Below are 14,396 nucleotides of genomic sequence, written 5' to 3'. Positions count from 1 at the left end.
CGCATTACATGCGATTAGGTGCACTCACACCCAATAATTTTAGCCCGTTCAACAGCAATTGGCGGGCAGCCGCAAGAAGGTGCACGCGTGCAGTTTTCAATGCGATGTCGTCAGTGAGTACACGCTCTGTTTTGGAGCCGCAGAACGTATGGACTGCGCCCGCCAAATCTTTTAGGTAATACACGATGTGGTGCGGTGCGAGTTCGTTGGTGGCCGCGGCGAGTGTGTCTGGATATTCCGACATGATTTTCATCAGGTGCATTTCGCTGTCCGCGGTCAGGGGGGCGAGCAAGGTTGCATCGGCTTTTTGGAGAGACAGTTCAGCTTTTTCAAGAATAGAACAAATCCGCGCGTGTGCATACTGAACGTAATACACTGGATTTTCATCCGACTTAGACACCGCCAAGTCGACGTCGAACACAAATTCGGTGTCAGCTTTGCGTGAAATCAGCAAGAATCGAGCGGCATCACGGCTGGTCCAGTCCACTAAGTCACGCAAGGTCACGTATGAGCCAGCGCGTTTGGACAGTTTGACTTCTGCGCCGTCTTTCATGACCATGACCATTTTGTGCAAAATATAATCTGGGTAATTTTGTGCGACGCCTAAATTGACCGCTTGCACGCCCGCCCGCACGCGAGCAATGGTGCCGTGGTGGTCTGTACCTTGGATGTTAATGACTTTCGTGAAACCACGATTCCATTTATTCAGGTGGTATGCAACGTCGGGGACAAAGTACGTGTAGCCACCATCCGATTTGCGCATCACGCGGTCTTTGTCGTCACCATAATCCGTTGTGCGCAACCACAGTGCACCGCCTTCTTCAAAAGTATGACCTTGTTCAATCAGGCGATTCACGGTTTTATTCACATCTTGATTGCTGTACAAAGACGATTCTAAAAAGTAGTGGTTAAATTCGACGCCAAAGGCTTTTAAGTCCAAGTCTTGCTCGTTGCGCAAATAAGCGACGGCAAACTCACGTATTGCGTCTAAGTTGTCAATATCGCCAGTTGCGGTGACTGCGTTGATGGTTTCTTTCGCCAAAAAAGCAGTGGCAATGTCGGCAATATAGTCGCCGCGGTAGCCGCCTTCGGGAAAAGACGGGTCATCCACGCCCAAACCTTTAGCCCGCGCTTGTACCGACAATGCGAGATTGGCGATTTGCACGCCTGCATCGTTGTAGTAAAACTCACGATGTACATCAAAACCTTGTGTGCTTAAGACGTTGCCTAAAATGTCTCCCAACGCAGCTTGGCGAGCATGCCCAACATGCAAAGGCCCTGTTGGATTGGCGCTGACAAATTCAAGCATGACGTGTTCGCCCGCATGCGCTTGCGATTCACCATACGTGTCTGGGTTGTCTAAAATCACCTGAACCACGGCTTGCTTGGCTTCATTAGTCAGTCGAATATTCATAAAACCAGGGCCTGCGATTTCGACTGACGAGATATAAGGATTGGAGGGCAAAGCATCAATGAGCGATTGTGCAAGTGCCCGAGGATTGGTCTTTAGTTCTTTTGCCAACTGCATTGCCATATTACAAGCCACGTCGCCATGAGAGGCGTCGCGTGGACGCTCAAGCAAAATATGGGGCTGAATGTCAGGGGCAATGTTTGCGAGGGCTTGGGCAAAGCTATTGGTGATGGATGATTTAATTGAACTGAGCATGAAAAGACTTAAGTGAAAAAATTTTGAATGAACTGTTGTAAAAATACAATAAAAAAATAGAGCAGCTTAAAAAAAGAGTCGCTGTTTGAGTCGCTGACTCCCTCGCCTCATGTGCCTAGGTGAGTTTTGTTTTAAATAATTGATTTTGTTTTAACTATTCGCAGGTAACGCGTGCACGCCTTACACAGCCATGTAAGTACGCAATGCTTTTTCAATAATGTCCGCCATTATAACCGCAGCCGTGCAAAAGCACTACTCAGCACTGTTAAACAATAAAATTCCCAATTTATTTGTGCACTACCAATAAATTTTGCGCCACAATGATGACCGTTCAAATTTTTTATTATTCACATTTTTTTTAAAACGGTATTTAGAATGTCTACACGCCATATTGTTCGTATTTCACCTTTGCACACCAGTATTTTGCTCACTGTTATTTATTGTTTGGTTGCGCTCGTTGTTGCAATCAGTGCGCTCGTAGTGACCGCTTTTCGTGAAAGCAGCAGTGGTTTTTTGGCAAGTCTCAGTCAGGCTGATTTTGAAAACATCCTCGCTGCCATATTGCTCAATGTTGTGTTGGTGTTTTTGGTGGCTTTGGGCGTATCAACCTTGTATAACTTTTTGGCAAAATACTTGGGGGGCTTTGAAATCACGTTAGATGACGATTGAATTTTCTATTTCAAAAGGTACTTGCATCGCTCCTCAGCACTGTTTACTATGTCGACTCCTAAACCAAAATATCTAGGAGTTTGTATCTTGAGACAATACAAAACACATTATAAAAATAAATTGATATGGCTTGTGCTGGGTTTGTACTGGTTTGTTGGTGTCGCGTGTGCGAATGCGTTGACCTTAACGATGCCAGATGAGGTTAAGCGAGAGGTGCAACAAGCCGCGCCAGTTCACATGGAGGAGGTTAAAATTGGCGTTTACCTAAATGATGTGCAGTCCATTGACCTTAAGCTGCACAATTACATGGTCGATTTTTACATTTGGTTCAAGTGGAAAAACCCAGAAATTAATCCAGCAGACACCATGGAGTTTGTCAATCACTCCGAGTCTTGGAGTACGGTCATGTCCAATAGCTTTGAGAAACCAGAACTGTTGCCAGATGGTTCTCTTTATCAGGTCAAGCATATCCAAGGTAAACTCAGTCGAAAAATGGATTTGCACAACTACCCATTTGATAAGCAGATTATCCAAGTGGTGATTGAGGATGCTGCTAACGAGTCCAATAAAATGCGTTATGTGGTTGAAAAGGTCAGTGTTAATTCTGAGCTGAAATTACCAGGGTTTTTGTATAAACAGCCCTCATTGGTTGCGCAAGACTATACCCACCAAACAGACTTTGGTGACCCGCGCACAGCCGCATCGACATATTCTCGAATCAGTCTAGAGTTGCCGATAGAGCGACCGCATGTCAACGCGTTCATGAAAAACATCTTGCCCATCCTGCTGGCGGTGGTGTGTTGTTCCTTGGCTTTTTTGTTGCACCCAAGCTTGGTGGATTCGCGATTTCAAATTGCGGTGGTGTCTTTGCTGTCAATTGTGGCGTTACAAATGACCTCCAGTCAGGATTTGCCAACAATTGAGTACATGACTTTGCTCGATAATTTATACGTCATCGGATATTTTTATTGTATATGCGTGGTCGCGGCATTAACGATGTCAACCAAGCTTGCGCACATTCATGATGGAGAGTCTGACCCGCAGGGCATGAAGCAAGCCATTCGGTTTGATCGTCTAATGGGTGTGATGTGCTTATTGGTTTATATGGCGATGACCTTGTATACCATGAGGCCGCTGTTTTTTGGGATGCTTGAATGAGTCTCGCGGTTTTGAAGTCAAGGGCCTTGCTCGGCATGGCCGCGCCGCTGGTGACTGTTGAAGTGCATCTGGCAAACGGACTGCCTTCGTTCAATATTGTTGGATTGCCCGAAGCGGAAGTGCGCGAATCAAAAGACCGTGTGCGCGCCGCCATCCTAAATGCGCAGCTTGAATTTCCCGCCAAGCGCATCACGGTCAATCTGGCTCCAGCGGATTTGCCAAAAGCATCGGGACGTTTTGATCTACCTATTGCTTTAGGCATTTTAATTGCCAGTGGTCAGCTTCAAGTGAAGCACCTCGAGCGATATGAGTTTGCGGGTGAATTGTCGCTGTCGGGTGAGTTGCGTCCTGTTCAGGGTGCGCTGGCGATGACTTATGGTTTGACGCAAGAAGCGATGACGGCAGGGCGCGAGCCACCCATCGTGGTTTTGCCAGAGGCAAGTTGCGCAGAAGCTGCTCTTGTGAGTGCTGCACGGGTTTGGTCGGCGCGCTCATTGTTAAATGTATGCGCAAAGTTGCGCTCGCCCGATGCACAAGAGGAGGTGGTGGCGCAAGCACAAACCGCTTTAAGTGAGGTTTATGTCGATTGGGCCGATGTACGTGGACAGGCGGCAGTTAAAAGGGCTTTAGAGGTGGCTGCAGCGGGCGGGCATAGTGTGCTTATGGTAGGCCCGCCAGGTACAGGCAAGTCAATGTTGGCTTCACGGTTGCCTACCATTTTGCCACCAATGACAGAGCAACAGGCGATGGAAAGTGCAACGATTGCGTCAAGTGCCGCGCAGTTTGATTTTAAACAATGGAAAAAGCGGCCGTTTAGAAACCCTCATCACACAGCATCAGCTGTGGCCTTGGTTGGGGGTGGCTCCATCCCAAGGCCAGGTGAAATATCCTTGGCGCATAACGGACTGTTGTTTTTAGACGAATTGCCTGAATACGATAAAAAAGTTTTGGAGGTGTTGCGCGAGCCGCTGGAGTCGGGTGAGATTCATATCTCACGAGCGGCGCGACAGGCGACCTTTCCAGCACGATTTCAACTCGTCGCAGCAATGAATCCCTGTCCATGTGGCTACTTGGGGCATCCGACCCGCGCTTGTCGTTGTTCACCAGACCAAGTGAGCAGGTATCAATCGCGCTTGTCAGGGCCGTTTTTAAATCGAATTGACATGCAAATTGAAGTGCCTGCCGTTGAAATAGAGTCGCTTGCAAATGCGTCGGAAGCGGAAAGTAGCACAATCGTTGCGCGACGGGTCCGCTCCGCCTACGAGCGACAATTGGCGCGACAGGGTTGTGTAAATGCACGTCTGTCAGTGGCTGAAGTGGATAAATATTGCGTGATGGAAGACTCGGCGCGAGTGTTGCTCAGTCGAGCCATGACCCAATTGAACTGGTCGGCGCGTATTTATCATCGGGTGTTACGAGTTGCACGCACCATTGCGGATATGGATGGTGTGGAAATTTTGAGTGCTGCACACATTGCTCAAGCCATACAGTACCGCCGCGCCCTGCAAAGTCTAGCCTAACAAAATGGCTTGAAATGGACTGACCTATAATTATAGTTTTTGAATGCACTGCGGATGATTTGATGATACAAAGGTGTAGCAAATCGGCTGCTGCACGTATTTCTGCATGTATTTGGCGTTGACAGTGTGTTGTAAGACCGCTACAATTGCAAAGTTAAAGAAACGAGGGTGATGCGCATGGCTTATGTCATTGGCATACAGGCGGTGTGTGCAGCATTGGTGGTCTTGATTGCAGGGCTGTTTGGTTTGGATGCTGCGTTATCTGCCGCGCTCGGCGCGGTGGTGGCGTTGCTGCCCAACATGTTGTTTGCACTTTATCTCAAAGTGAATGCCCGACCTTCCGTTGTAAGGTTGATGTTGGGTGAGTCCATTAAGCTGCTGCTGGTTTTCGCGCTAAGCTACTTTGTTTGGCGACGCATTGAATTTGTAGTGCATCCTTTGCCGTATTGGGTTTCGTTGGTTGTTGTTATCAAGGCGCACAGCTTTGGCTTGCTGCGTGCGGTAACGTAAATAGTTTGAATTATTTTTTTCTGAGGTTTTTATGTCGGCTGAAGTAGGACACCAAGCACCCGCCAACTCATCGGAGTATATTGGTCACCATTTGATCAATTTGACGAACTCTGGTGAAAAGCAAACCAAGCTGATTGATTTCTCAGTTGTCAATGTTGATACCGTTTTCTTTTCGGTATTTTTGGGCGTCCTAGGGCTGCTTTTGTTGTGGATGATTGCTCGCAAAGTTACGTCGGGCGTGCCAAGCCGAACGCAGGCCGCTGTCGAAGCGTTGGTTGAGATGGTTGAAGAGCAGTCGAAGTCCATTGTTCATGGCGATCGCACATTTGTTGCGCCATTGGCGCTTACTGTGTTCTTTTGGGTTGTCTTTATGAATGCCATGGATTGGGTGCCTATTGATTTGCCAGGCTGGTTAAATCACCAGCTCGGTTTGGGCTTGCCTTACACACGCATAGTTGCTACTGCAGATATTAATGCGACGATGGGGATGGCCTTTGCTGTATTCTTGTTAATGATGTACTACAGCTTTAAAATTAAGGGTTTTGGTGGTTTTGCGCATGAGCTGGTTTCAGCTCCTTTTGGAGCCAAGTGGTATTTGGCGCCAGCCAACTTGGGTTTGAATATCGTTGAATACTTCTCGAAAACCGTATCTTTGGGGATTCGATTGTTTGGTAACATGTTTGCGGGCGAATTGATTTTTGCGCTGATTGCAACCATGGGTGCAGCTTGGGGGACAGTGGGTCTCGGAACTGGCCTTGGCTTGGCGCTTGGTCAAGTGATTGCAGGTTCGATCTGGGCTATCTTCCATATTCTGGTTGTATTATTGCAAGCCTTTATTTTTATGATGTTGACCTTGGTGTATGTCGGTCAAGCACATGAAGCGCATTAATGAGTTGTTAAAAAAGTTTTGAGTTTTATTTTTTAGATGGTTGTTTTGTTTTTTCATAAAAGGAGTTGGTCATGGAAGGTTTCGTAGCGATTGCATGTGGTTTGATTATCGGTTTGGGCGCGTTGGGTGCATGTATCGGTATCGGTTTGATGGGTGGTAAAGTTGTTGAAGCTTCTGCGCGCCAACCTGAATTGATGGATAAACTCCAAACCAAAATGTTCTTGTTGGCAGGTTTGATTGACGCTGCGTTCATTATTGGTACAGCGGTTGCTTTGTGGTTCGCTACTTCTAATCCTTTCAAAGGCTAATAGCGTAAATACGCTGTCGTCCGCTCAAAGAACGTTTGAGCGGTGTTGTCTTGGCGTGAATCGTTGTTTTACGTTTATTAAAGGAATAAAGCCGTGAATATTAATGCCACTTTATTTATCCAGACCATTGTTTTCTTTGTTTTGGCTTGGGTAACGATGCAATTTATCTGGCCTCCGATGATTAAGGCGATTGATGAACGTCGCCAGAAAATCGCTGAAGGTTTGGCGGCTGCTGATAAAGGCAATAAAAGCCTAGAAGAAGCAAAAGTTAAATCGGCTGGTTTTGAAAAAGAAGCGCGCGAACACGCTCATCAAATTCTTTTGGATGCTGAGAAACGTGCGCAGGCAGTAGAAGCGCAAGCGAAAGAGGCTGCTTCGGTTGAGGCTGCTCGTATTATTGCTGCTGCTAAAGCGGATGCTGAGCAAGAGATTGTTCGTGCTAAAGAGTCTTTGCGCGACCAAGTGTCAATGCTCGTGGTGTCAGGGGCGGAGCAGATTTTGCGTCGTGAGATTAATTCGCAAAACCATGCTGAATTGTTGACGCAAATTAAAGCGCAATTGTAATTAAGCAAACGGAGTCATTATGGCTGAATTGAGTACCATCGCCCGCCCGTATGCGCAAGCTGCATTTGACGTGGCTAAGGCGGAGAGCGCCTTGTCTGCTTGGAATGATTTTTTGAGTGCAGCAGCGACAGCCGCTTCACAAGACGAAATTCGCCAGTTGGCCAAAAATCCAAGTGTCACTAGCTTTCAGCTAATAGACATTTTTGAGAAGGTTGTTGCACCTTCAACGGCAAGCATGCGTAATTTTCTAGGTGCTGTCGTGAGCGCAAATCGAGTGGATGCTTTCCCTGCGATTGCCCATGCTTTTTCAGCGCATAAACATGCGTTTGAAGGTTCTGCTGATGCGTACATAGTGTCTGCCTTTCCTTTGGAGGCCTCACAGGCCAAAGAGCTGGTGTCTGCGCTTGAAAAAAAATTAAGTAAAAAACTCAATCCCACTCTGAGCGTGGATGCGTCGCTAATTGGCGGCTTCTGTGTCACGGTGGGTGATGAGGTGTTGGATATGTCTGTGCGTGCTAAATTGGCACGCATGCAATCAGCCTTAACGGCTTGAGATGCCAATCGCCGTCGGCGATTTGGTGGTGAAAATTTTGGAGCAATAGCATGCAATTGAACCCTTCAGAAATCAGCGAACTGATTAAAAATCGCATTCAAGGTGTGGATGACTCTGCTAACTTGCGCACGCAAGGTACAGTTGTATCTGTCACCGATGGTATTTGCCGTGTTCACGGATTGTCAGACGTGATGCAAGGTGAAATGTTGGAGTTTCCAGGCAATGTGTTTGGTTTGGCATTGAACTTGGAACGTGACTCTGTGGGTGCGGTGATTTTGGGTGAATACGAAAGCATTTCTGAAGGCGACATCGTTAAATGCACGGGTCGTATTTTGGAAGTTCCTGTTGGTCCAGAATTGCTCGGTCGCGTGGTCAATGCATTGGGAGCGCCTATCGATGGTAAAGGTGCGATTAATGCAAAAGAGACAGACGTGATTGAAAAAGTTGCACCTGGCGTGATTTGGCGTAAGTCGGTTGATCAACCTGTACAAACGGGCTTGAAGGCGATTGATGCGATGGTGCCTGTTGGTCGTGGTCAGCGTGAATTGATTATTGGTGACCGTCAAACAGGTAAAACTGCTGTTGCGATTGATGCCATCATCAATCAAAAAGGCAAAAATATGATTTGCGTTTATGTTGCGATTGGCCAAAAGGCGTCGTCAATTGTAAACGTGGTTCGTAAGCTTGAAGAGCACGGTGCTATGGATTACACCATCATCGTTTCTGCAACGGCTTCTGATTCTGCCGCAATGCAATATCTCGCACCATATGCTGGTTGTTCTATGGGTGAGTACTTCCGTGACCGCGGTCAAGATGCGTTGATTATTTATGATGACTTGACTAAACAGGCTTGGGCATATCGTCAAATTTCTCTTCTGTTACGCCGCCCACCAGGACGTGAAGCTTATCCAGGTGACGTGTTTTATTTGCACAGCCGTTTGCTTGAACGTGCGGCGCGCGTTTCTGAAGAATATGTTGAGAAATTCACCAAAGGTGCGGTTAAGGGTAAAACAGGTTCATTAACAGCGTTGCCAGTGATTGAAACACAAGCGGGGGACGTGACTGCATTCGTTCCAACTAACGTAATTTCGATTACGGATGGCCAGATTTTCTTAGAAACTGACTTGTTTAACGCGGGCGTGCGTCCAGCGATTAACGCGGGTATTTCCGTTTCTCGTGTGGGTGGTGCTGCACAAACTAAAGCAGTGAAGAAGTTGTCAGGTGGTATTCGTACTGACTTGGCACAGTATCGTGAGTTGGCTGCTTTTGCGCAGTTCGCTTCTGACTTGGACGAAGCCACACGTAAGCAGCTTGAGCGTGGTCGTCGTGTGACTGAGTTGCTTAAGCAACAACAGTACAAGCCTTTACAGGTTTGGGAAATGTCAGCTTCTTTATATGCTGCAAATAATGGCTATTTGGATGATTTGGAAGTGAAAGATGTATTGCCGTTTGAAAAAGGCTTGCACGATTATTTGCGCTTGAGCCATGCTGGTTTAGTGGACAGCATTGAGAGCAAAAAAGAAGTCACCAAAGAAGACGAAGCGTTATTGGCAGAAGCCTTGAAGGCGTACAAACAAAACGCGGCATTCTAAATTTGAGTTTGAGTTGAAGGTTTGAAATTTTCAAGCCTTCAATAAAAGCAAAGGATACACAGTGGCAAGCACTAAAGAAATTCGCGGTAAGATTAAAAGCGTACAAAACACCAGTAAAATCACCAAAGCCATGGAAATGGTGGCGGCTTCTAAAATGCGCAAGGCACAAGATCGTATGCGCGCTGCTCGCCCGTACGCTGAGAAAGCCCGCAACATTGCTGCACAATTGAGCACCGCCAATCCAGAGTATCGTCATCCATTTTTGGTTGTACGTCCAGAGGTTAAAGGCGCTGGTATGATTTTGGTGTCAACAGACAAGGGTTTGTGCGGCGGGATGAATACCAATATCATTCGTGCTGCGAGTAATCAGTTCAAATCATGGCAAGATGCGGGTGTGAAAATTCAAACGACTGCAATAGGCGGCAAGGGTTTGGGCTTTTTGAATCGCATTAAAGCACAAGTGGTTTCACACAATACGGCTTTAGGCGATACGCCGCGTATTGATGATTTAATCGGTTCTATCAAAGTTCAGATTGATGCGTATATTAATGGTGAAATCGATGTGCTTTATTTGGCTTACACAAAGTTCATTAACACCATGAAACAAGAGCCTGTTTTGTTACAGTTGCTTCCTTTACCCAGCGATCTGATGGCGCAAACAGATGCTGAAAAGAAAGCATATTCTTGGGATTATGTGTATGAGCCTGGCGCAGAAGTTGTCGTTGACGAATTGTTGACGCGCTATGTTGAGGCACTGGTGTACCAAGCGGTTGCTGAAAACATTGCATCGGAGCAATCGGCTCGAATGGTTGCAATGAAGGCAGCATCAGATAATGCGAAGACAGTAATCGGTGAATTGCAGTTGATTTACAATAAATCACGTCAAGCAGCGATTACCAAAGAATTGTCGGAGATTGTTGGTGGTGCTGCTGCCATCGCTTCTTAAGCGAAGGCATGTTTAAAAAGAATAGTTATCTGGTTTTGGCTGTTTTAGCCGTTTTGCTTGCAGGTTGTTTTCAAAAAAATCAGCAAAAGCCAAAATCAAGCACAGTAGCAGAAGTAAAGTGGGAGCATCTGCCCAGCGAGTGTCAAGACCTGAAACATCAGCTTGAATACTGTTCTGGCAGAGGGGTTTCTAATAAAGAAGATACCCAGAAAATGTCAGCGGTCTTGCTTGAGCGGTTGGGTTCAATGCCCACAGTGGAGCAGTCTAAAACCTGTCAAGATGCCTCGGCATTTTGGCAACAAGCATGTGGTGTGGCTAAGTAGTGTGGTCATAAAGAGTCATTTAAGTTCAGATTGAGAGTGCAATATGGTAGAAGGTAAAATTGTTCAGTGTATCGGTGCGGTCATCGACGTTGAATTTCCGCGTGACAGCATCCCTAAAATTTATGACGCCCTCGTAATGGATGGCTCTGAGTTGACTTTGGAAGTTCAGCAGCAATTGGGCGACGGCATTGTGCGTACCATTTGCTTGGGTTCATCAGATGGTTTGCGTCGTGGTTTGACTGTAAAAAACACAGGTGCGCCTATCACCGTTCCTGTGGGTGCGGCCACTCTGGGTCGTATCATGGACGTTTTGGGTAACCCAATCGATGAAGCGGGTCCAGTGTCATCTGAGCACAAACGCTCAATTCACCAATTGGCACCTGCGTTTGACGATTTGTCGCCTTCAACAGAATTGCTTGAAACAGGCATTAAAGTGATTGACTTGATTTGTCCATTCGCAAAGGGTGGTAAAGTCGGTCTGTTCGGTGGTGCGGGTGTGGGTAAAACCGTTAATATGATGGAATTGATTAACAACATCGCTAAACAACACGGTGGTTACTCTGTTTTTGCGGGTGTGGGTGAGCGTACTCGTGAAGGTAATGACTTCTACCATGAAATGAAAGACTCTAACGTCTTGGATAAAGTGGCGTTGGTTTATGGTCAGATGAATGAACCTCCAGGAAACCGTTTGCGCGTTGCCTTGACTGGTTTGACCATGGCTGAACATTTCCGTGACGAAGGTCGTGATATTTTGTTCTTCGTGGATAATATTTACCGCTTTACGTTGGCAGGTACTGAAGTGTCTGCATTGTTGGGTCGTATGCCATCAGCGGTGGGTTACCAGCCGACATTGGCGGAAGAAATGGGTCGCTTACAAGAGCGCATTACTTCAACCAAAACGGGCTCAATTACCTCAATTCAAGCCGTATATGTCCCTGCGGATGACTTGACCGACCCGTCACCAGCGACCACCTTTGGTCACTTGGATGCAACCGTGGTCTTGAGTCGTGACATTGCGTCTTTGGGTATTTATCCAGCGGTTGATCCTTTGGATTCAACCAGCCGTCAAATCGATCCAAATGTGATTGGTGAAGAGCACTATTCTGTGACGCGTGGTGTTCAGCAAACATTGCAACGCTACAAAGAGTTGCGTGACATTATCGCGATTTTGGGTATGGACGAGTTGAGCCCAGAAGATAAACAAATTGTTGGTCGTGCGCGTAAAATTCAACGTTTCCTGTCTCAACCTTTCCACGTAGCAGAAGTGTTTACTGGTTCTCCAGGAAAATATGTGACATTAAAAGAAACCATTCGTGGCTTTAAAGGCATTATCGCTGGTGAGTATGACCATTTGCCAGAACAAGCATTCTACATGGTTGGCGGCATCGACGAAGCTGTGGAAAAAGCAGCTAAAATGAACTAAGGCCGACTGGTGATGTGAGCCGTAGCAATGCGGCTCATCTCATTTGAGAGATTGCCTAAGTACTGGGCGATGTATAAAGGTTTGGTTCATTATTGAAGGAAAGATTATGAGTACGATACACGTTGACGTGGTCAGCGCGGAACGCGAAGTGTTCTCGGGTGAAGCGGCATTTGTGGTGTTGCCAGGCGAATCTGGCGAGCTGGGCATCATGCCTGGTCATACGCCATTGATTACGCGGATTAAACCAGGTGCTGTGCGCATTCAAATGAGTGATGACAGCGAGGAGTTGGTTTTTGTTGCGGGCGGTATTTTAGAAGTCCAGCCGAAATCGGTCACCGTTCTGGCCGATACTGCGATTCGCGGTGAGGATTTGGATGAGGCGCGCGCCTTGGAAGCTAAAGCGCGTGCAGAAGAAGTGCTGAGTAATAACAAAGGCGAAATGGACTTGGCACACGCTCAATCTGAGCTTGCTATCGCTATGGCTGAGTTGGCGACATTGGCTAAATTACGACGTAAAAAATAAAATAACGGATAAACCACATCGTGGTTGGTTTTGATATAAAAACCAGCTTATGCTGTAAAAACCCATTTGAATCTTCAAGTGGGCTTTTTTTTAGGTATTATTATGCTTTTGTTGATATGTGATGCTTTGTTATGTTCTTTAAATGAGTCATTACATAAAAATAACATCTGACCTATTAAAGTGACGGTATTTTTTTATGATTAAACTTGATGATGTTCATTTTGCGTATGGGCAGGCCAAGCCAATTGTGCAAGGTGTAAGCCTTTCAGTGACTCGAGGCCAAGTGGTTGCAGTTATGGGGCCTTCTGGGTGTGGCAAAACGACCTTGTTGCGTTTGGTCGCGGGGCTGTTGCGGCCGAGTGAAGGGCAGGCGACGCTACTTGGTGCTCCGTTGCCGTATGACAATGCACAGGCTTTGCGTGAAGTGCGTAAAAAAATGGGGATGCTGTTCCAGTTTGGTGCTTTATTCACCGACATGTCTGTGTTTGAAAATGTGGCCTTTCCTTTGCGCGAAAACACCAAGATGGGTTTTGAGGAAATACGTGCCCAAGTCATGTCTAAATTGACCGCTGTTGATTTGGCGGATGCCGAAGGCAAAATGCCGAGCGAAATTTCGGGGGGTATGGCGCGACGGGTTGCGTTGGCGCGAGCGATTGCACAGAATCCGCAGATAATGTTGTTTGACGAACCCTTTACTGGGCTTGACCCGATTGCTATGGATACCATTGCGCAACTGATTCGCCAACAGACTAACGAGCTGAATGCGGCCTCCATCGTGGTCTCGCATGATGTACAGGAAACGTTTGCGATTGCCGATTATGTTTATGTGATGCATCAATCAAAAATGATTGCTGAAGGTACGCCAGCAGAATTATGGGCGAGCGAAGAGCCCTTCATAAAGCGTTTTATTCATGGTCGTCATGCGCTTGATGCTGGAAAGGTTGTGGTATGAATCTCATATTAAATCGTTTGGAAAAAATAGGCGCACGAGTACGAGGAAGCGTAAGCACTCTAGGATTTGCGATGCGCATGCTGGCGGGATTGTTTGCCAATGCTAAGGTTTGGTTTTCACGCACGCGGCTGGTGTTTCAGCAGATTCATTTTTTGGGTAACTATTCCTTAGTGATTATGATTGTCTCGGCTGCTTTTATTGGTGCGGTGCTTGGCTTGCAAGCCTTTTACACTTTGAGCCGAGTTGGTTCTGAAAGCATGGTGGGTTTGCTGGTGGCCTTGTCGCTGGTACGAGAGCTTGCTCCAGTGGTGGTGGCTATTTTATTTGCGGGACGGGCGGGCACATCCATGACGGCTGAAATCGGTTTAATGAAGGCGGGTGAACAGCTCTCAGCAATGGAGATGATGGGTGTAGACCCTATCAATCGTGTGTTTGCCCCAAGGTTTTGGGCGGCGGGCTTTGTTGTGCCAATGCTTACAGGCTTGTTTGCTTTAGTCGGTGTCTACGGGGGCTATGTGGTCGCAGTGTGGTGGCTTGGAGTCGATGACGGGGCATTTTGGTCGATGATGAATGACGGCGTCAGCGTGCGGGAAGACATTGTTAATGGCTTAATCAAGAGCGTGGTCTTTGGCTTGGCCGTGAGCTTTTTGGCAGTATACGAGGGGGCGCAAGCCCATCCAACACCAGAGGGTGTGGCTCAGGCCACGACCCGAACCGTGGTTAAGTCTGCGTTATTGGTTTTGGGATTGGATTTTATTTTGACGGCGCTGATGTTTAGTTAAAACATGGCCAATGCTTTA

Annotated in this window: 16 protein-coding genes; 15 read left to right on the top strand and 1 reads right to left on the bottom strand. The window is 47.0% G+C overall.

Annotation, left to right across the window (positions count from 1 at the left end; all coding sequences use genetic code 11):
• Positions 1-4: 4 nt before the first annotated feature.
• The gene (argS, locus tag DFR44_RS07310) at positions 5-1,666 is read right to left on the bottom strand and encodes an arginine--tRNA ligase (RefSeq protein WP_133620581.1); all 1,662 of its coding nucleotides are present in this window, start codon (positions 1,664-1,666) and stop codon (positions 5-7) included.
• 375 nt (positions 1,667-2,041) lie between these two features.
• On the opposite strand from argS, the gene DFR44_RS07305 reads away from it, so the two are divergent.
• The 15 genes from DFR44_RS07305 (at position 2,042) to mlaE (ending at position 14,378) form a co-directional block, all read left to right on the top strand.
• Positions 2,042-2,335: a hypothetical protein gene (locus DFR44_RS07305; protein WP_133620579.1), complete on the top strand. Its 294-nt coding sequence runs from the start codon at positions 2,042-2,044 to the stop codon at positions 2,333-2,335.
• A gap of 87 nt (positions 2,336-2,422) precedes the next feature.
• Complete coding sequence (locus tag DFR44_RS07300; protein ID WP_162845201.1) at positions 2,423-3,493, top strand: ligand-gated ion channel; 1,071 nt, start codon at positions 2,423-2,425, stop codon at positions 3,491-3,493.
• A complete protein-coding gene (locus tag DFR44_RS07295) occupies positions 3,490-5,013 on the top strand; it encodes a YifB family Mg chelatase-like AAA ATPase (RefSeq protein ID WP_133620575.1) in 1,524 nt (507 codons plus the stop codon). The genes DFR44_RS07300 and DFR44_RS07295 overlap by 4 nt, the downstream gene beginning before the upstream one ends.
• Before the next feature lie 177 nt (positions 5,014-5,190).
• Positions 5,191-5,523, top strand: coding sequence for an ATP synthase subunit I (locus DFR44_RS07290; protein ID WP_162845200.1), 333 nt, complete (start codon positions 5,191-5,193; stop codon positions 5,521-5,523).
• Between the two features lie 31 nt (positions 5,524-5,554).
• On the top strand, positions 5,555-6,412 hold the full coding sequence (gene atpB, locus DFR44_RS07285) for a F0F1 ATP synthase subunit A (RefSeq protein ID WP_133620571.1): 858 nt from the start codon (positions 5,555-5,557) through the stop codon (positions 6,410-6,412).
• Positions 6,413-6,483: 71 nt separating this feature from the next.
• Complete coding sequence (gene atpE, locus DFR44_RS07280; protein WP_133620569.1) at positions 6,484-6,720, top strand: F0F1 ATP synthase subunit C; 237 nt, start codon at positions 6,484-6,486, stop codon at positions 6,718-6,720.
• Between the two features lie 93 nt (positions 6,721-6,813).
• A complete protein-coding gene (locus DFR44_RS07275) occupies positions 6,814-7,284 on the top strand; it encodes a F0F1 ATP synthase subunit B (RefSeq protein WP_133620566.1) in 471 nt (156 codons plus the stop codon).
• 19 nt (positions 7,285-7,303) lie between these two features.
• Positions 7,304-7,837: a F0F1 ATP synthase subunit delta gene (locus tag DFR44_RS07270; protein WP_133620563.1), complete on the top strand. Its 534-nt coding sequence runs from the start codon at positions 7,304-7,306 to the stop codon at positions 7,835-7,837.
• Between the two features lie 50 nt (positions 7,838-7,887).
• On the top strand, positions 7,888-9,429 hold the full coding sequence (gene atpA, locus DFR44_RS07265) for a F0F1 ATP synthase subunit alpha (RefSeq protein ID WP_133620560.1): 1,542 nt from the start codon (positions 7,888-7,890) through the stop codon (positions 9,427-9,429).
• A 61-nt stretch (positions 9,430-9,490) separates the two neighbouring features.
• On the top strand, positions 9,491-10,375 hold the full coding sequence (gene atpG / locus DFR44_RS07260) for a F0F1 ATP synthase subunit gamma (RefSeq protein ID WP_133620557.1): 885 nt from the start codon (positions 9,491-9,493) through the stop codon (positions 10,373-10,375).
• Between the two features lie 8 nt (positions 10,376-10,383).
• Positions 10,384-10,698, top strand: a complete 315-nt coding sequence (locus DFR44_RS07255) for a hypothetical protein (protein ID WP_133620554.1) — start codon at positions 10,384-10,386, stop codon at positions 10,696-10,698.
• A gap of 43 nt (positions 10,699-10,741) precedes the next feature.
• Positions 10,742-12,121, top strand: coding sequence for a F0F1 ATP synthase subunit beta (gene atpD, locus DFR44_RS07250; protein ID WP_133620553.1), 1,380 nt, complete (start codon positions 10,742-10,744; stop codon positions 12,119-12,121).
• 106 nt (positions 12,122-12,227) lie between these two features.
• Positions 12,228-12,644 (top strand): F0F1 ATP synthase subunit epsilon, encoded by a 417-nt coding sequence (locus tag DFR44_RS07245; RefSeq protein WP_133620552.1) that lies wholly within the window; start codon positions 12,228-12,230, stop codon positions 12,642-12,644.
• 196 nt (positions 12,645-12,840) lie between these two features.
• Positions 12,841-13,596, top strand: coding sequence for an ABC transporter ATP-binding protein (locus DFR44_RS07240; protein WP_133620551.1), 756 nt, complete (start codon positions 12,841-12,843; stop codon positions 13,594-13,596).
• Positions 13,593-14,378 (top strand): lipid asymmetry maintenance ABC transporter permease subunit MlaE, encoded by a 786-nt coding sequence (mlaE, locus tag DFR44_RS07235; RefSeq protein WP_133620550.1) that lies wholly within the window; start codon positions 13,593-13,595, stop codon positions 14,376-14,378. The genes DFR44_RS07240 and mlaE overlap by 4 nt, the downstream gene beginning before the upstream one ends.
• The last annotated feature ends 18 nt before the right edge of the window (positions 14,379-14,396 follow it).

This window comes from Hydromonas duriensis, from assembly GCF_004363775.1.
GTDB lineage: Bacteria > Pseudomonadota > Gammaproteobacteria > Burkholderiales > Burkholderiaceae > Hydromonas > Hydromonas duriensis.
Note: the sequence above shows the minus strand (reverse complement) of the source record. Positions and strands in the feature narration are given on the sequence as shown.